Origin of the sequence: Maribacter dokdonensis DSW-8, assembly GCF_001447995.1 — a bacterium.
Taxonomy (GTDB): domain Bacteria; phylum Bacteroidota; class Bacteroidia; order Flavobacteriales; family Flavobacteriaceae; genus Maribacter; species Maribacter dokdonensis.
Genome location: NZ_LDPE01000001.1, coordinates 1,524,582 through 1,543,936 on the forward strand (window position 1 = coordinate 1,524,582; position 19,355 = coordinate 1,543,936).

The 19,355-nt window shown below is 38.3% G+C and carries 12 protein-coding genes; 5 read left to right on the forward strand and 7 right to left on the reverse strand.

The annotated features are described in order from the left end of the window. Positions 1–26: 26 nt before the first annotated feature. Positions 27–3,044 carry a tetratricopeptide repeat protein gene (locus I600_RS06655; RefSeq protein WP_058103678.1) on the reverse strand — a complete coding sequence of 1,006 codons (3,018 nt, stop codon included), beginning with the start codon at positions 3,042–3,044 and terminating at the stop codon, positions 27–29. Positions 3,045–3,199: 155 nt separating this feature from the next. Between I600_RS06655 and I600_RS06660 the strand changes: the two genes are divergently transcribed. The 3 genes from I600_RS06660 (at position 3,200) to I600_RS06670 (ending at position 7,808) form a co-directional block, all read left to right on the forward strand. Then, positions 3,200–3,883, forward strand: coding sequence for a cell division ATP-binding protein FtsE (locus I600_RS06660; RefSeq protein WP_058103679.1), 684 nt, complete (start codon positions 3,200–3,202; stop codon positions 3,881–3,883). A 48-nt stretch (positions 3,884–3,931) separates the two neighbouring features. Next, positions 3,932–5,086 (forward strand): DUF3800 domain-containing protein, encoded by a 1,155-nt coding sequence (locus I600_RS06665; RefSeq protein ID WP_058103680.1) that lies wholly within the window; start codon positions 3,932–3,934, stop codon positions 5,084–5,086. A 94-nt stretch (positions 5,087–5,180) separates the two neighbouring features. Further along, on the forward strand, positions 5,181–7,808 hold the full coding sequence (locus I600_RS06670; protein WP_058103681.1) for an MGH1-like glycoside hydrolase domain-containing protein: 2,628 nt from the start codon (positions 5,181–5,183) through the stop codon (positions 7,806–7,808). A 10-nt stretch (positions 7,809–7,818) separates the two neighbouring features. On the opposite strand, the gene I600_RS06675 is transcribed toward I600_RS06670, so the two are convergent. From I600_RS06675 to I600_RS06685, 3 genes are read right to left on the reverse strand one after another with little or no spacing between them, the layout of a single operon-like run. Then, positions 7,819–8,886 (reverse strand): mandelate racemase/muconate lactonizing enzyme family protein, encoded by a 1,068-nt coding sequence (locus I600_RS06675; protein WP_058103682.1) that lies wholly within the window; start codon positions 8,884–8,886, stop codon positions 7,819–7,821. Beyond that, entirely contained in the window at positions 8,883–9,956 is a 1,074-nt protein-coding gene (locus I600_RS06680; RefSeq protein ID WP_058103683.1) for a DUF1611 domain-containing protein, read from the reverse strand. The genes I600_RS06675 and I600_RS06680 overlap by 4 nt, the downstream gene beginning before the upstream one ends. An 8-nt stretch (positions 9,957–9,964) precedes the next feature. After that, complete coding sequence (locus tag I600_RS06685; RefSeq protein WP_058103684.1) at positions 9,965–11,026, reverse strand: pyridoxal-phosphate dependent enzyme; 1,062 nt, start codon at positions 11,024–11,026, stop codon at positions 9,965–9,967. 266 nt (positions 11,027–11,292) lie between these two features. Here I600_RS06685 and I600_RS06690 point away from each other — a divergent pair, with 266 nt between their 5' ends. Continuing rightward, entirely contained in the window at positions 11,293–12,198 is a 906-nt protein-coding gene (locus I600_RS06690) for a serine hydrolase (protein WP_058103685.1), read from the forward strand. 28 nt (positions 12,199–12,226) lie between these two features. Next, positions 12,227–15,046, forward strand: coding sequence for an Npt1/Npt2 family nucleotide transporter (locus I600_RS06695; RefSeq protein ID WP_058103686.1), 2,820 nt, complete (start codon positions 12,227–12,229; stop codon positions 15,044–15,046). Between the two features lie 5 nt (positions 15,047–15,051). On the opposite strand, the gene I600_RS06700 is transcribed toward I600_RS06695, so the two are convergent. The 3 genes from I600_RS06700 to I600_RS06710 all read right to left on the reverse strand — a co-directional run bounded on the left by I600_RS06700 (position 15,052) and on the right by I600_RS06710 (position 19,193). After that, positions 15,052–15,597, reverse strand: a complete 546-nt coding sequence (locus I600_RS06700) for a cupin domain-containing protein (protein ID WP_058103687.1) — start codon at positions 15,595–15,597, stop codon at positions 15,052–15,054. Positions 15,598–15,671: 74 nt separating this feature from the next. Further along, positions 15,672–16,484 (reverse strand): helix-turn-helix domain-containing protein, encoded by an 813-nt coding sequence (locus I600_RS06705; protein ID WP_058103688.1) that lies wholly within the window; start codon positions 16,482–16,484, stop codon positions 15,672–15,674. An 81-nt stretch (positions 16,485–16,565) separates the two neighbouring features. Beyond that, positions 16,566–19,193: an MGH1-like glycoside hydrolase domain-containing protein gene (locus tag I600_RS06710; RefSeq protein WP_058103689.1), complete on the reverse strand. Its 2,628-nt coding sequence runs from the start codon at positions 19,191–19,193 to the stop codon at positions 16,566–16,568. Positions 19,194–19,355: the final 162 nt, after the last annotated feature.

Sequence of the window (19,355 nt, forward strand, 5' to 3'; positions counted from 1 at the left end):
TTCTTTTACTGGTGTACGTGAATCTTTTAATTAGGATCTACAGATGAATTGCTCTTGGCCTCTTTTGACTTTATGATGGTCAATTCCGCTCTAGCCTCGGCAACAATTTCCGGGTATTGCGTAAAGTTGGTTATTACGCTTTCTAAGATATAGGTTGCTTGGTAGGCATCGTTTAAGGCATAATAGTTTTTAGCCATTAACACCAAACCTTTACCGCCCCATTCTTTGTACGCCGCATAATCTTTAGCCAATTTTTGAACCGCTACATTTGAATTTTCGTAAGCACCGTCTTTATGCTCAAAATAAGCATCATAATACAATGCTTCTGCAGCAGTGGCACCAGAAGCTATTTTTAAAACTTCTACATAGGCCGCTTTAGCCTTTGCCTCATCATTTGTAGCAATGGCCGATCTGGCGATCATTATATGCGCATCGCTCTTTATTCTGTCGTCAATACTTGGGGTAGACAATACCTTATCCGCGTATTCCAATGTCTTTGGATAGTTCTTTTGCTTGTAATATCCTTTCATTAAATTGGAACGCGCAAAAGTTCTGTTCTGCTGAATATTCGCCTGACTCTCCAATTTTAACAAATATGGCAATGCAATCTGGTAATCGTCTTTAGAGATATAAACTTCGCATACACGTGTTAATGCCTGCTCTGCATACTCGCTCGTGCTTCTATCCGCCACATATTTATAATACTGTAAAGCAGCTTCCTTATCTCCTTTTCCAAAATATAATTGAGCTAAACTGAAGTTGGCATCTACGGCATGTAAACCTGTTGGGAACTGCTGAATGTAATTCTTATACCCTTTAATAGCGGCATCAACATTACCCTCCAAGTTCTGTTTTTGGGCAGCGTCAAAAGTAGCATTATCCAATTCGGCATCGGTCACCTCAACAAAATCCAATCCGCGTACCCACTCGGCATACTCGTTTACCTGCCCCATATCCACATAGACCAATTTTGCCGTAGCAACCGCCTGTATAGCCTCTTGCGTTTTTGGGAAATCTCTAACCACGGTTTTAAATTTAGCCAATGCAGCCTCATTTCTGCTGGCGTTATAATTGACCAAACCTTGTCTCATTAATGCCTGTGGCACCAATGAACTAGCCCTATACTCACTGATCAAACGATCATAGGCCTCTAGACCTTTGCTCTCTTGGCCTTGGGCTACATACGTATTACCCAGTTCAAACAAAGCATCGTCCCTAAAGCTTGATCTAGGAAATTTGCTTACAAATTCCTCTAGGTTTTCAATTTTGCTAGCACCTCTGTCCACGTAACCATAGCTCATTGCTTTTTGGTAGAAGGCATAATCTTTTTCAGGTCCTGTTAAAGCCAAAGCTTTATTGTATGTTTCTATGGCAGGCCAGTATTTACTGGTCGCATAATAACTATCGCCCAAACGTAGGTAACCATCATTTAATTTTTCTACATCGGCATTTCCGTCAGACGTAAATGCGTTGAAATAGGTAATGGCCTCATTATAATTTTTCTGCTTAAAATATCCGTATGCCAAATTATAATCAACATCGGTATACATTTCCGTACTTTGTGCAGACGGGTTGTTCTTAAATGCCGTATACCCTTTTACCGCATCATCAAAACGGTTGGACAAATAATCGGATTCCGCTTTCCAATAATCGGCACGGGCCTTGAACAACATGTCTTCCGGACTGCCCAATGATTTGGAAAAATTCTCTGAAGCCGCATTATAATCGTCTTCCATAAAAAGCTCAATACCTCTATAATAAGCTACTTTTTGGTATACCGATTTACTGGCGTAGTTTTTATTCTCCTCCAACAATTGCATGGCACCTTCAAAGTTCTTTGAGGTAATGTATGAATCCACCAATAAGGTCTGCATCTCTTCTTGATGCTCATCTTTAGGATAGGTTTTCAAATAATTGGTAATTACTTGCGGTACCGGCTCATAGGCATTACCCACTTCATAACTTAAACGTGCATAATTTAAGAATGCATCTTTTTGAATTTCCGCACTGTAATCCATTTGAGATGCATTACGGAAAGCGTTCAGAGCTTCCTGCTTTTTATCCAACTTTAAATAACATTCTGCCAAATGGTAGTATGCATTTTGTGCAACACTATTGGTACCTCCAATAATTTTGTTGAATTGGGCAATGGCATTCGCATAATCACCACCTTTATAATAGGCATAGCCCAAATAGTAATAATCGGTATTGCTCCATTTGCCGCCTTTACCATTATACTCCGTAAGGTAAGGTATGGCGTTTTCATACTGCTTTAGGTTAAAGTAACTTTCCCCAATGATCTTGTTCAATTCAGATACTTCACGTCGGTCAGATTTTGGCAATTGCTTTTTTGCCAATGCAATAGCCTCTTCAAACTTACCCAGCTTAAAGTTCATATCAGCTTGGTAATAACTCAACTTTTCCTCTAATACATCTTGATCCGTAATTTGATCAAAACGCTGGTTTGCGGTTTCATAGTCATCTTGCTGATAAGAAATATAACCTAAGTAATATTTTGCCTGTGAACCGTAAACCTGAGAGGTCGTTACTTTCTCCAAATATTTTTCAGCCTCTTTTGTTTTGCGAGACGAAAATAAAGAATACCCATAATTGAAGTTGAACTTATCCATCTCTCCACGAGAAAGAGAACTTTGATCTACTTTGTTGTACCATTTTAAGGCGTACGGATATTTTCCTGTTTGAAAATAATACTCCGCCACATCGGCATAAGCAGAATTACGTTTAGTGGACGTAGGGTATTTTTCAACGAAATCTTCCATCAACCTATCGGCACCCATCTGGTTTAAGCGCACTGCCGCGTTGGCAGAATAATAGGCACTGTTGGCAGCGGTCTCCTCATCTTTTGTTGACACTTTGACCTTATCAAAAATAGTTTGTGCCGCTTGATATTGTTCGTTGTTGTATAGCGCTAGCGCGTCTTGAAATGCTTTCTGTTCATGGGTATAGATCTTTGTCTCTTGGGCCGTGCCCAAAGCTACCAAACCCAATACCATTGGAATAAAAGCGGTGAATTGTTTAAGCATAGTGTTCTGTTACTATTTAGAATTACCGTTATCACATGTGATAACGGCAAAAATTGTACCTAAGTATGTGCAATACCCATACAAAAGAAAAGAATTTGAACATGGGGACTCTAATATCTAATGGAACTTATTACTTTTATATCAACATTTGCGTTATGGAAGAGATTGTTTTAGAACTTAAAGATGCGGCTATCTTTCAAAAGGAGAGCTTGGTACTTAGTGAAGTTAGTTTAAAAATCGCTAAAGGTGAATTTGTTTACCTCATTGGTAAGACCGGTAGCGGTAAAAGTAGTTTTATGAAGACCCTGTATGGCGATTTGCCTTTGCAAAAGGGCGAAGGGCATGTGGTGGAGTTCGATCTTAAGACGCTAAAGGAAAAGGATATTCCATTTTTACGTAGAAAACTGGGTATTGTCTTTCAGGATTTTAAATTATTGCCAGACCGCAATATTAACCAGAACATGTTCTTTGTTTTGAAAGCTACCGGATGGACGGATAAAGCCGAGATGGATGCAAGGGTAGCAAACGTACTTGAAAAAGTAGGTATGAAAACCAAGGGCTTTAAATTTCCGCACGAGCTTTCTGGTGGAGAACAACAACGTATTGCCATTGCCCGTGCCTTATTGAACGACCCCGAGCTCATCATTGCCGATGAGCCAACCGGAAACCTTGATCCACAAACCAGTGTAGAGGTGATGAAGGTTTTACAGGAAATCAATAAATCCGGGAGAACCATTTTAATGGCCACCCATGATTATGCGTTGATATTAAAATTCCCTTCTAAAACTATTAAATGCGATGCCAATAAGGTTTTTGAAGTGGTACAACGAGCGGTTTAAAAAAGATTTTAATGATATACTCCCCCTTAATCTCTTAACAATAAAAATTTGAGTGACAAAATAGGGTTTATTGACGAATCAGGTGATAAAAGTATTCATTTTACAAAAGATGGTGTTTCAACATTCTTTATCGTAACCGCAATTATTTTAGATGAATATTCAGTAGATACAACTAGAGAACAATTTGTTGAAATCGCAGCAAAACATACTAGAGCACCTGAAATTAAATCTAGTGCTAAAGCCTTTAAAGATTTTGATAAAAGAATTGAATTTATAAAGGATATTTCTAAACTTAATTTTAAAATCTATAGTATCATAGTTGATAAAAGAGAAGTTTTTGAAGATAGTGGATTACAATTTAGAAACACTTTTTATAAATATGTCAATGGTTTATTAGACCGAGAGCTATATGATTATTATCCCTATTTAAAATTGATTTCAGACAATCACGGCTCTGAAAAATTCATGGATGGCTTCGTTGATTATGTTGAAAAGAACCACAATCAAACAGAATTATTTAGAGGACCAATGTTCGAATTCTGTGATAGTAAAGATGAACCACTAATACAATTAGCGGATTTTATTGCTGGTAGTTTATCTCGGTGCTATGACCCAAAAAAATTTAACCCAAGAAGTCCTGAGATTTTAAAGATTCTTGACAAGCATATTCTACATCTAAGAGAATGGCCGGAAAACCCTCGAAATAAATACTCAAATATTGAATTAGAAGACGAAAAATTCAATAAAGAACTAGTCGATTTTATATTCTTTAAAATCAAGAATTTCATTCATATAAATTCAGATAATCCAGCTATTGAAATTAAAAATCAATTAATATGCTTGAACTATTTAGTCTATAGATTTAAGAAAGACCCTCATGAATATATCTATTCAGATGAAATAATAGATAGAATAAGGGTTCGTAATATTCATATTACTAAACGAATCTTTAGTAAAGAAGTAATTGGCAATTTAAGAGAAAATAAAATATTGATAACAAGTTCTCAAAGTGGATATAAAATTCCATGTTGTCGTGGTGATATAATTCGTTTTTACAATAATTATAGTTCAAAAGTTATTCCAATGATTGAAACTTTAAAAAAGACTGATATCGTAATCAAAAGTGCAACCTCTGGAAAAATTAATTTATTAGAGGAATTAGATTTCGACTATATAAAAAGACTAACTGACATTAAAAAATAATAACATGTATTCCACAATATACATTCAAAAAATTAACAGTTATCTTAAAATCCATTTACTATTTATAAGAAAGTTATAAAATCCTCCAAAACACATGAACAACCCTGAAAAAATCCGCTTAACCCAACAACAAAAAGAAGAAAAAGACTGGTTAAAATGGGGACCCTATTTAAGTGAACGCCAATGGGGAACGGTGCGTGAAGATTATAGTGCCGGTGGCGATGCCTGGAACTATTTTCCACATGATCATGCCAGAAGTCGCGCTTTTCGTTGGGGAGAAGATGGTATTGCAGGTATTAGCGACCGCTATTGCAACATGTGTTTTAGCATAGGATTATGGAACGGAAAAGATCCCATTATAAAAGAACGCCTATTTGGGTTAACGGGTCCGCAAGGTAATCATGGCGAAGATGTAAAAGAGCTTTACTATTATTTAGAGAATACACCGTCTCACTCGTATATGAAGTACTTGTACAAGTACTCGCAGAAGGCGTATCCATACAACCAACTCATAACCGAAAACCAAAAACGAAATCGTAAAGAATTGGAATACGAACTATTGGATACCGGTATTTTTGACGACAACACCTATTTTGATGTCAGTACCGAATATGCAAAGGGAGACGAAACCGATATCCTCATAAAAATCACCATTACCAACAGAGGCAACCAAGCAGCGCCCATAACCTTACTACCACAAATGGTAATGCGAAATCACTGGACATTTAAAGAAATGTCCAGAAAGCCTGTTATTACTAAAAAAGGGACCAAAACAAATCCTTTTGTACACATAGACCACCCTTATGTGGGCAGCTACAATCTGTATTTTCAAAAAGCGGCACAGTTGTTCTTTACCGAAAATGAAACCAACAGAAAAAAGGTTTATAGCGATACAAACGACCACCCATATAAAAAAGATTTATTTAATGATGCCGTTTGCAACAATGATTTTGAATTGGCCACCAAAAATAACTCCGGGACCAAATTTGCACCGTTATACCAAGAAATTATAGGTGGCGGTGAATCTAAAACCTTTCAACTTCGTTTGACCGAAGAAACTCTGGAATCACCATTTTCAGATTTTGATGCCATTTTTAAAGCACGACAAGAAGAATGTGCCCAATTTTATGAGGAAATAGCTCCTAAAGCAACTGATGATCGAAAGGCGATTTTAAAACAAGCCTTTGCTGGTTTACTATGGACAAAGCAATACTACAATTACGAGGTTGAAAAATGGTTAGAAGGCGATTACAAGACCACCCCACCACCAGAGCAGCGTAAAAACGGAAGAAACAGCAATTGGAAAACATTGAGAAACCACGATGTACTTTCTATGCCCGATGCTTGGGAATATCCGTGGTACGCTGCGTGGGACTCTGCCTTTCACTGTGCCTCTTTTGCGTCTATAGATCCTGAATTTGCCAAAGATCAATTATTGCTGTTCACCAAAGAATGGTATATGGCTCCTAATGGTCAAATTCCCGCATACGAATGGAATTTTAGTGATGTAAATCCGCCAGTACAGGCATGGGCAACATTACAGATTTACGGCACCGATAAGTCCATTACAGGTGTACCCGATATTAAGTTCCTAAAACGCATGTTCAACAAACTTTCGTTGAACTTCAACTGGTGGGTTAATCGTCAAGACAGAAATGACAATAATGTCTTTCAAGGCGGATTTTTGGGCTTGGATAACATTGGGGTCTTTGATCGTAGCCATGGTGTGCCCGGCGGTGGATTCTTGGACCAAGTTGACGGTACCGCTTGGATGGCCCTATATAGTTTAAACATGCTAGAAATAAGTCTTCGTATTGCAGAACATGACGATACCTATGAAGACATGGCGACAAAATATTTTGGGCATTTTGTATTCATAGCAGAAGCCCTGAACAAAATGGATACCGACAAGGCTAATGTTTGGGATGATGTAGAAGGTTTCTTCTATGATAGGTTGACTTTGCCCAATGGGCAATCTACCACCATTAAAGTACGCTCTATTGCAGGTATGTTGTCCCTAGCGGCAGTACTTACCATTAAAAAAAGTGTGTTGGATAAATTCCCTAAGTTTAAGGCCAGTGTGCTTTGGTTTAAAAAGTACCGTGCAGAAAACTTAAAATATGAGGTAATACAGCAATACGAAGCAGATGGTGACCTACTGCTTTCATTGGTACCTAAGGATAGAATGCAAAAACTGGTCACCGCACTTTTAGATGAGAAAGAATTTTTAAGTGAATATGGTATACGATCATTATCTAAAGTACATGAGAAAGCCTATCAAATTCATATTGACGGCATAGAATATTCCATTGATTATGAGCCGGCGGAATCTACCGTGCCCTTGTTCGGTGGAAATTCTAACTGGCGCGGACCTATTTGGATGCCCATGAACTATCTGTTCATTCAAGCACTACGAGAATACCAATGGTATGACGGTAATGACTTCCTTTTTGAATACCCAACCGGGAGCAACAAACTCCTGAACCTTAAACAAGTGAGCGATGAGTTGAGCAAACGCCTGATCCACATGTTCGAGAAAGATGAAAAAGGCAATAGGGCAATCAACAAGAACTACGAAAAATACTACCAAGACCCTCATTTTAAGGACTTGATATTATTCTACGAATATTTTCACGGAGAAAACGGTCGTGGTCTGGGAGCATCGCATCAAACAGGTTGGACAGCCTTAGTTGCCAACCTTATTGAGCAATTGGAAGAATAACAAGATCCTTTTAAATATCCGACTCAGAGAAACCCAAACCGTGTTTTTCGGTCGGATATAAAATTCCCTTTTCCAATTTAAAAATGGAATGATAGGGATCATCGATTATATCTAAATGACCATCTAAATCGGCATACTTAATATTAGGTCTAGATAGGGCAAAATGTAAACCTGCGGCAATACCTAGTCCGCACTCATCTATACAACCCACCATAGCATCTAATTTAGCTGCCTTGGCTACGGAATTGATATGCATACCCACCCAAATACCGCCTACTTTCTGTAACTTGATATTCACCATATCTACCCGTTCATTTTGTGCCAATCTAAATGCATCGGTCAATGTTTTTAGACTTTCATCTGCCATAATAGGCACATTTACCTGATCCATTACTTCGCCCAAGCGTTCTTCAGCCTCCACTTTTGTGGGTTGCTCAAAAATTTCTACCCCAATTGCTGCAGTAGCCTTCACAAATGCAACCGATTCTTTTACAGAATAGCCCTGATTACCATCAAACCGTAATTCAACATTCGGGTACTTTTCGTGAATCATTCGCATTTTAGCAATATCCTCTTCAAGGTTAGAACCGCCTTTAACCTTTAAAATGCCAAATCCTTGCTTTACAAATTCACTAGCTTGAGCCAAGGTCTCGTCTACACCCATAATACCAATGGTAATACTGGTAGCAATTTGATTGCGATAGCCCCCTAAAAACTTGTACAAAGGCACCTCGGCTTTTTTAGACATGATATCAAATAATGCCAAATCTACCATAGCCAAAGCAGAAGACCGTTTGCCCAATACTTGTTTAAGTTCTAAAAGCAATAGCGCGTAGGTAAATGGATCCTTGCCCTTTAAATACGGTATAATAATGCTATCTATGGCATGTGCAACATCATCAGGAGTTTCATTGGTAACTACAGGGTCTGGGGCTGCGCAACCATAACCTATAATTTTACCATCGGTCTCTACTTTTAATATAAAGTTGCTGGTACGATCTATAGTCTCATAAGCGATCGTGTAAGGATCAGAGAGTTTTAAATCTAAGCGCTCAAAAGAAATGTTCGTTATTCTCATTTCAATTTTGACATCAAAATGGCAATTAAATCATCTGCGCCGTACTCCAATACATCAAAAGCCGGTAATTTAGTTTCAAGGGTAATTGCCTTGCAAACCTCTAGAATTTCGCTTTTCTCCATGCCTTCATGATTTACGGTAATGGCAATTACTTCTTTACCCGAAATCACTTGTATGGCTTTGATCTGCTCTTCTAACGAATGCATTTTATATCCTGGGAACCCATCATACTCCAAACGTTTTGGTGCATGTTGCAGAATAACATAATCCGGTCTACCTGCAGCAAGAATTTCAAATCCGCCTGGGTAAGCAGGATTCATTAAGCTCCCCTGCCCTTCTATGACAATAACATCTGGATCTTCATTCTTGTAGGCACTGACCACGGCATGTTCAATTTCACCCGATACAAAATCATTGATACAACTATCCATCACCATACTATATTTAGCGCCTTGCATCCATCCGGTTTGTCCGGTACCTATCATTTCCGCCTTTTTACCGGCATTCCTAAATGCATGTACCAAAATCCAGGCAGTAGTACGTTTACCTAGGGCAGAATCCGTTCCTAAAACCGCTAATTTTAAACAGTCTACTTTTTCGATATCTCCCGTAAAAAAGTGCAATTGATCACGATCCGGTGTTTTTCTGATATCCCTGATCTTTACATTCTTTTCTTTGGCCAATGCAACCAATGCTGCATCGTTCGTTAAAAAATCATGCAAACCACTGTCAACATTACAGCCTTGTTGCAACGCAGCTTTTATAGTGGCTTTTGCAACTTGTGGCAACCTACCACCATCTGGCGCAAGCCCTATCACCAAATAACTTGGCAAGTTGTCGCTGGCCGTTAATGCTATAATAGCAGCTTCCAGATCTTTAAAAACAGGGATTCCGTTTGGTCTGCCATCTAAAACATCACCGGCATCTCTACCGGCATATTTAGCATCTAGTACACCAACTACATCATAACGTTCGGTAAAGCGAACCAGCCCATGTGCCGTTTTACCGTTAGGCGTATTAAATGCCCCCTCACAATATACCAGTGCCTTACCGTCAATAACTTTCTTCATTTTTATATTTAATTTTTTGCAGTGAGCACCGCCACAAATCGGTCAGGCTCAAAATTCATTTTTTCGTCTAATTCTAAGAGTCCGATCAAACCCGCTGTGGATGCAGGTAAAATTCGGAACCCTTCCTTTTTATGTAAAAGAGAGGTCATCTCCTTTAGTTTTTTATCACTTATGTTAAAGGCATGCCCTTCAGATTCCTTAAGTGCATACAACGCCTCTTCCCCATCAAAACTGTGCCAATTGATCAATGGCTCATTGTATTTGGTTTCTTTTATTGCAGCAGGATTAAGATCCTTACAATGATCTAGACCTTGCAAATAGGATTCCACAATAGGGTTCTTATGCGCAGAGGATGCCGCGATCATTTTAGGAATACGCGAGGTCTTCCCTCTTTTGTAAAGATTTACAAATCCCCTATAAATACCTGCAAACAACGTTCCGTTAGAAACGGGTACCGCACAGTATTTTGGGGCGTCGCCCAAATCTTCAAAAATCTCTTGTGCGATCTGCGCATAGGCAGAAATCTGTAGCGGCGTATTGGCTCCTCCCGGGTTTGCGTCATACCAGCCATGTTCTGCCGCCAACCTTGAACTTTCCGTAACCACATCTTCATAACTACCGGGTATACGAATAATCTGGGCGCCTAGGCTTTCCATTTCTATCACTCGATCGGTATGATAACTTTCCGGTATATAAATCTTACAAGCTATACCCGCCAGGTCCGATGCCAACGCCATTGCCACACCGTAGTTACCGCAGGTAGCCAAGCTTACCACGCTAAACTCGCGACGTAGCGCATCATACAATTGTGCAAAAGCAATACGGTCTTTTTGGGTTCCAGTAGGGTTATCACCTTCGTATTTTAAATAAAGCTGACGAACATCGAACTCACGTTCTAAAGTCTTGGCACGGTGCAGACCGGTATCGCCTACTTCCAAACTTATAATATCTTCAAAGCACTCTAAGCGATCCACCAAAGATTTACGTTTATCCTTGACCATATCACTAAGCCTTCGTGCCTCTGTAGACACCTTGTTCTCAGCCGTTTTTACGCCATCTTTAAGATTCATAAGTCTGTATAAATTCCATTTTTTAAGATACAGTTATTTTATTGAAATTAGATATAAATTTTTAACCCATTTGCCCTCAAAAAAAGGGACGCATAGGTACTATTTAATCCGAAATTATTTTAAAAATTAACACCCTATTTTATGCGATATATGTCTTTATATTGATTTTACGGTGATTTTAAAAAATGCACTAATCACAAAAATTAACATATGGCCAATGAGTGCTTTACCTAATTTTGACTACATTTTTAAATAAGCGAACGTCAATGAGATCAACCCCTGTTATTTTTCTTTTTTTCCTTCTATGCTGTACCGCAGTACAAGCACAAAATGAGCTACCACTTCGTATGGACAATTCGAAGATCAAACCCCTGCAAAAATTGTTGGACAGTTCTCTGCAAACTAATTTAAGGGATGAACTGGCTTCTCACCAAGAATGGAACGATCTTATCGTGCAAAAGAAAATGGCAGTTGGACTAGTTGATCTGAGCAATCCGGAAAAGGTGAGATTTGCAAGGGTCAACGGCAACCATATGATGTATGCTGCCAGCCTGCCTAAAATTGCCATTCTATTGGCGGCCATGGATGCTATTGAAAAAGGCGAACTAAAGGAAACTGCAGAAGTAAAGAAAGATATGCGTTTAATGATCAGTAAATCTGACAATGCCGCATCTACAAGAATGATCGATCGCGTGGGGTATGAAAAATTAGAATCGGTGATGTGCGATCCCAAGTATGCCTTTTATGATGAACAAAAAGGAGGCGGTCTTTGGGTAGGCAAACGTTACGGCAGTGGTGGTGAAACCAACAGAGAGCCCTTAAAAAATCTGAGTCACGCCGCATCTGTTACCCAAGTATGTAGATATTACTATCTGTTGGCGAACGGTAAGTTGGTCAATGAAAAACGATCCAAACAAATGCTAGATATTATGGAAGATCCAGAACTGCACCATAAGTTTGTAAATACACTGGATAAGATCGCTCCCAATGCCAGGTTGTTCAGAAAATCGGGCTCTTGGCGTACCTATCATTCAGATTCCATATTGGTTTGGGGCGAAGACAGCAATAGAAGATACATTTTGGTTGCGTTGATAGATGATGCCAATGGAGAACAAATAATCAGAGATTTAGTAAAACCAATTGAAAAGGTGTTAAAAAAGCCAGTACTTTAGGTCTTGGAATACAGATGCCCATTTCTTGATGGTAGAAAGACTGATTAAAAAAATATTCGATGTACGTGAAGGCGAGTTCAAAGTATCTCTTTGGATGCTCGCCTACATTTTTTTGGTCATAGCCGTATTACTGATCATAAAACCTACGGTAAACGCTCTTTTTCTTTCTGAACTAGGTGTTGAGCAATTGCCCTTTGCCTTTTTATTGGTTGCCGTTACGGCGGTAGCCACCTCTTATTTTTACTCAAAGGCGGTTTCAAAATATCCGCTTAAAAAAGTAATTGAGATTACCCTGATCAGTTCCATTATTATCATGATCGGTTTAGGAATTCTATTGTCATTTGAGGTAGTGAGTGGCGTTCTGCTGTATTTCTTCTATATCTGGGTAGCCATTTATGCCGTTTTATCCGCCTCTCAGTTTTGGGTATTGGCAAATTTGGTGTTCAATATTCGTGAGGCTAAAAGACTGTTTGGCTTTATAGGATCGGGAGCCATTATTGGTGGAATTTTTGGTGGATACTTAACTTCTATTCTAGCCCCTATAATTGGCAATGAAAACTTAATGTTCGTAGCCGCCCTGCTTTTATTTTTTTGCATTCCCCTTCTGCGAAATATTTGGAACATCCGCGTTAAAAAAAATGGTAGTGTAAAAAAACATAAATCTGCGACCAACCTTAGTGAACCGCCTTTAAAACTCATACTAAAATCCAAACATCTCACCTATATTGCCAGCATTGTAGCCGTGAGTGTCGTAGTCGCTAAATTGGTAGATTATTTGTTCAGTGATTTTGCGTCGTCATCTTTTACGGATGCCGATGAGCTTACCGCATTTTTTGCTTTTTGGTTTTCTACGTTTAATCTACTTTCGCTGATAATTCAGCTATTTTTCACCCATAGAATTGTGGGCATTTGGGGTGTAGGGTTTTCACTCTTATTATTGCCCATTGGTATATTTGGTGGTAGTATTTTGTTTTTAATGCTTCCTGAACTTTCTGCTGTTGTAGTCATTAAAGCGATGGATGGCATATTAAAACAATCCATACACAAAAGTGCCTCTGAACTGTTGACCTTGCCCTTACCTTTTGAACTAAAAAACAAGACCAAATCATTTATTGATGTGGTGGTGGATAGTTTGGCTACAGGAATTGCCGGATGCCTTTTAATATTCGTGGTGCGTGGGCTGGACCTACCCTCTTTTTATATTGGCATTCTTATAATTGCTTTGGTATGTCTTTGGCTCTATTTTATTTATAAAGTACGTATTGAATATTACAAAACGTTTAGAAACAATTTAGAAGTACTGACCGACTCTTATAAGAAAACCAAGAAGGTCACGGACACCAAAGTATCTGTAGTTACAGGCATGCGCACCGTTTTTAAGAACGGTACCGAAGAGCAAATTCTATTTATGTTGGATAAATTGATGGAAATCAATGACAAGAGATTCGCAGATGATGTAGAGCTGCTGTTAGAGCACCCAAGTAATAAAGTGAAGTTATCGGCTATACAGAATCTATACTTTTTAAATTCTAAAAGTATGACGGCAGAGGTATCCGAATTATTGAAAATAGATGACCGTGAATTGACTATTGCCACTTTGGCCTATATTCTAAGTTTTGCCCATAAAGACAAATCGTTCATATTTGATGCGTATCTAGAACACTCAAACGAGCGTATTGCGACCGCTGCTCTATATTGCTTGGCTAGAGCGGCAAAAAACAACTATTCTTTAAAACAGCGCTACTCACTATTGGACCGTATATCCTTGGCTCTGAAAACCATAGTATCTGACCAAAAAGACCTGCCATACGTGGCATCGGTAATTGAAATATTGGGAGTTGCCAACTTGCCCATTTTTCACAACAGGTTGGTTGCATTTTTACAGCATGAAAATGAAGAAATCGTGAAAACCACCATAAAGGCTATAGGTACGGCAACCGATCCAGAAATGGTACAGCACATTATTCCCCTTTTGGCAGAAAAGGCATTTAGACCAACAGTACTGGAAGCCTTTAATGTATACGGTCAGCAAATTTTGCCTATACTGAAGAACCATGTTGCAGAGCGCCGGCAACCTTTATCCGTATTACGATTTATACCGACCGCAATGCAATCTTTCCATTCCAAGGAGGCCGTACATCAATTATTGGGCATTTTAAACCATGAAGACCTTACGGTTCGTTTAGAAGTAGTGAGGGCATTAAGTGCTATACGGGCAACGCACCCGCAATTAAAATTTAATAAGTACAAGGTGGTATCGGTCATTTTTGATGAATGCAAACTGCATCACCAAACCTTATCCGCTATGCACACGCAAATCATTATTTCATATCGAAATAGAAATAAATCCAAAAAGGAAATTGGCGATGCAGAAAGAGATGCGCGCACCAGTCTTTTAGAGCTATTGGAACGCAGACTGGATTCTGGATTAGAACGGATTTTTAAACTTTTGGGATTACGTTATCAACAAAAAGATGTAGCTATTGCCTATGAAGGTTTACTGAGCCAGAAACAAGAAGCGCAACATAATGCCATAGAATTTTTGGACAATCTTTTAACCGGCGAGCTAAAACGTAGATTGCTACCCATCATTGAGGAATCTGCCCTGGATATTTCTTCTGAAGAGGAGCTTCAAAAGATCAAACATAAAATACCAACGGAATTAGAATGTTTTAAACTTCTTTTACAGGGCAATGACCTTAAGATCAAACTTGCCGTATTGTATCTTATCGCACAACAAAAAGAACCAAGATATCTACATATAGTTGCCCAATATCTTGATGACCCGGACCCTAAAATTAAGAGTTTTGCACATATAGCCCATGAGGCCATGAACTCGGACAAATAACGCCATTACACAAAGGTAATACCTTGTTTAGCACAAATTTCCGCAACTTTCTCAAAATCCGGTGGTCCGGCAGGTAGTTCTGATAATTCTTGAAACATTATCTCTATGCCCGCAGGCAACGCCGAGGTAATCATTTTTGCCTTTTGGCTACCCACTACTTTCCATGTATGCGGTACTCCTTTTGGCGCAAATGCAATATCACCTGCTTTTAAGACCGTACTCTCTCCATCAATCGCGATTTCTACTTCGCCTTCAACAACTCTAAAAATTTCATCTTCCTTTGTATGTACATGAGGCGGAATACCTACACCGGGTTCAACGTTATCTACCCACTCAAAGATTTGATTATTGGTTTCGCTGCCCAAAAGTTTATGGGTCTGTATGTCTCCTATCACATTGAGCACCTCTCCATCGGCATCTCGTATAACCTTTGGGTCATTATAATTTAAAGTACCTACTTCATCATCTTGACTTTTACAGAAAATGAATCCTGAGCATAAAGCATAGCTAATACCTGCGCCTGATTTTTTAATAAAACTTTGTCTATCCATGATTCTATTTTTATGCCAAATTAGGGATAAACCACTGTGCCTAAAATGTGAAAATCACGGTATAAACCTTGAATTTAAGAACCAACGGACTTTCTTAATACCGAAGGCTTACTGCCTGTCTGTATTTTAAAGAAATAACTAAAATAATCTGGTGTAGAAAAACCTAACTCGTAACTAATTTCCTTTATAGTCTTGTTCGAGAATTTTAACGCATGTCTGGAACGAATCAATAATTGCTCAATTATAATGCTCTTAGAACTTACATTAAGCACTTCTTGAACGCATTCGTTCAAATACTTTGTAGAAATATTTAAGCGTGAGGCATAATAACCCACCTCATGAGAGACTTCTATATTTTGATCTACCAATTGTTTATAGGAGTATACAATGTTTGACTTGGTATGATTTTTTTCAATGATGGATTTAATGTTGCATTGACCATCACAGTATACAAAAAAGGTATTCAACAAAGAAATGAGGGCATCTTCTTTATTGTTCAAATGAGAACCCAATAGTTCATCGATCATCTCTAAAATGGCTTGGGTACGTTTTTCAATACCGGGGCTTAATTTAAATAATGGCACCGAACCCGTATTAAATAGCCTTACCTTATTGATATGTAACTTACTTAGTAAAGGGTGGCTTAATACTTCTTGAGACAATTGCAACAAGTACCCCGTATTGGAAGCTCCGTCTTTAATATGCAATTTCCAATGTACTTTTTTGTCCAAGAAGAAAATGGAGTTGGAAATATTGGCATAAAGTACACCATCTATTTCTATCCCTTTTATTTCATCTTTGATCCAGCAAACAGTATAGTCAGAAACATTTGAAGTGTGGGAAACATTTTTGACTATTTTCGATATATGTATAGTATCGGTTTTCATCAGTAAAATGTTGAATAATTAAAAAGGCTATGCAAAACACATAGCCAATACTCTAATATACAATATTTTAAATAAATAAACCTATGTATTCCGCTCCAGTTCCATAATTAGGTTTGCAATTAATGCTGTCCAGCCTGTTTGGTGAGAAGCTCCAAGACCTTTACCTGAGTCGCCATCAAAAAACTCATAGAAGAAATGTTCATTTTTAAATTGTTCATTTTTCGTAAATAATTGCTGCTCATCTTCTGAGTGGTAGACAAATTTACCGTTCTCATTGGGCTCAAATAACTTAATAAGCCTTTTAGAAATCTCATTGGCAATTTCGTTCAAGTTCAGTTTTACACCTGACCCCGTTGGAAATTCATATACATATTGATCTCCGTAATACGAATAATACTTACGTAAAGATTGAACGATCATATAATTCAAAGGCAACCAAATTGGTCCGCGCCAATTAGAATTACCCCCGAACATATTGGAACGACTTTCCCCAGATTCGTACGAAATTTGATGATGTCCGTTGTGTTGGAAAACATAGGGATGTTCTTCATGATATTTAGAAAGTGAGCGTATACCATAATCAGATAAGAATTCATTCTCATCCAATAAACGGAACAATAACTTCTCCAATCTAAACCCACGCATAATGGAGAACAGATAATTACCGTCTGAGTTGAACTCCTCAATATTGGAAATTAAAGAAGCTAGATCAGGTCTGGTCCTAACAATTTCCGCAGCCCTCACTTTAAAATGTTTAAGCTCATCGAACAAATCCTTGTGAATGATCTCTACCGCGAACATTGGTATAATACCCACTAAAGATCTCACTTTTAAACGGTCTGTTTTACCATTGGCCATTTCTACCACATCATAGTAAAAATTATCTTCGTCATCCCAAAGTGAAATATCTTTTTGACCTATATGGTGCATTGCCCAGGCTATATTTAAAAAGTGTCTAAAGAACTTGGCAACACTATCCTCATAATTAGGGTTCACTGCTGCAAGTTCTAACGACATACGCAACATGTTTAAAGTAAACATGGCCATCCAACTGGTTGCATCTGCCTGTTGCATACGTGTAATACCTTCTGGCATGTGGTTGCGATCAAATACACCAATATTATCCAGCCCTAAGAAACCGCCTTCAAAAAGGTTGGTTCCGCTTTTATCTTTTTGATTAACCCACCACGTAAAATTGACCAGTAACTTATGATATGCTTTCTCTAGAAAGTTGACATCCCCTTTGCCATTTCGCTTTTTATCCTTTTCATAAACCGTCCAAACGGCCCAAGAATGCACAGGCGGATTTACATCACTGAAATTCCATTCGTAAGCGGGAATTTGTCCGTTGGGGTGCATGTAACTCTCTTTCAGCACCAAAAGCAATTGTTCTTTGGCAAAATAAGGGTCTATTTCTACGAATGATGCCATATGAAAAGCAAGGTCCCAAGCAGCATACCAAGGATACTCCCACTTATCTGGCATTGAAATAACATGCCTATTTGTCAAATGTTCCCAGCGAGAGTTACGAGAATCCGTTCTATAAGGTTTTGGTTCTCCCGGACCACCAAAAAGCCATTTATATACATCATAGTAATAAAATTGCTTGGTCCATAATAAACCCGAAAAAGCTTTTCTGGCTATTTCTTGTTGCCCGGCCGGAAGTTCTTTCTTTAAGATATCACTATAGAAATCTTCACATTCTTTAATTCTTTTATCAAAGATAGCATCAAAACTACTCCAAGGGTCATCAAGCTTTTTCTTGCTTAGGCGTACTTTAATAGTTTTTTCTTCTCCAGATTTTAATCGAAGTTTGTGCCAAACGGCAAATTTTGATCCTTTTTTATCTGGGTTTACGGTTGGCATACCATCTACTACATGATTATTAATACCGTCTTTTACATATTTTACCTCATTGGGTACATTATAAATACGCTCGTTATTGGTCTCATTCTCACAAAATAGCTGCTCTCCCTTTTCATGATAAAAATAATAGCGCCCATTTCTAGTGCTACGCGATTGTACGGAATTATCTGAAATAGCCTTCATTTCAGGGCGCTCAAACCTACGGTTGTGCTTCCAAAAATTACGAAACCACAAATGCGGAAGTACATGGATATTTGCAGCTCTTGGTCCTCTATTTATGACGGTAACCTTCATTAAAATATCACCAACATCTTCTTTAGCGTATTCTATAAAACAGTCAAAATATGTATTGTTGGCAAATGCCTTGGTGTCTAAAATTTCAAATTCTGGTTGTTCCCTATTTCTATTTCTGTTCTTTCTAACCAGCTCTGCATACGGAAACTTTTTATGCGGATACTTATATAAATATTTGGCATATGAGTGCGTGGGTGTAGAAACTTGATGAAAATAAAGCTCCTTAACATCTTCACCATGGTTACCTTCATCATTGGTCAACCCAAAAAGGCGTTCTTTTAAAATGGCATCTTTACCGTTCCAGAAGGCAGGTGCCAAGCATAATATTTCTCTAGAATCACAGAAACCTCCAATACCTTCTTCTCCCCACCTATACGCATTACTTCTGGCTTTATCGTGACCAACAAAACTCCACGCATGCCCTTGCGGACTATAATCTTCCCTAACAGTACCCCATTGCCGTTCAGCTAAATAAGGACCCCATCTTTTCCAATTTTTATAATTATCCGCTACGGCTAACCTTTCTTCCTCGGCGTTTTTAAAATTCATAGGGTTTTTTCAATTTTACTATTCCTTGATCTAAATGATTTAGTTTAGAATTAAATAGATGAATTAAGTTCTAAAATACTATTTGTTATAACATTTGAATGATTAACGTAGACATCAAATGAATAGTATTGTTCAATTATTACAATTACAGCACTATCAATG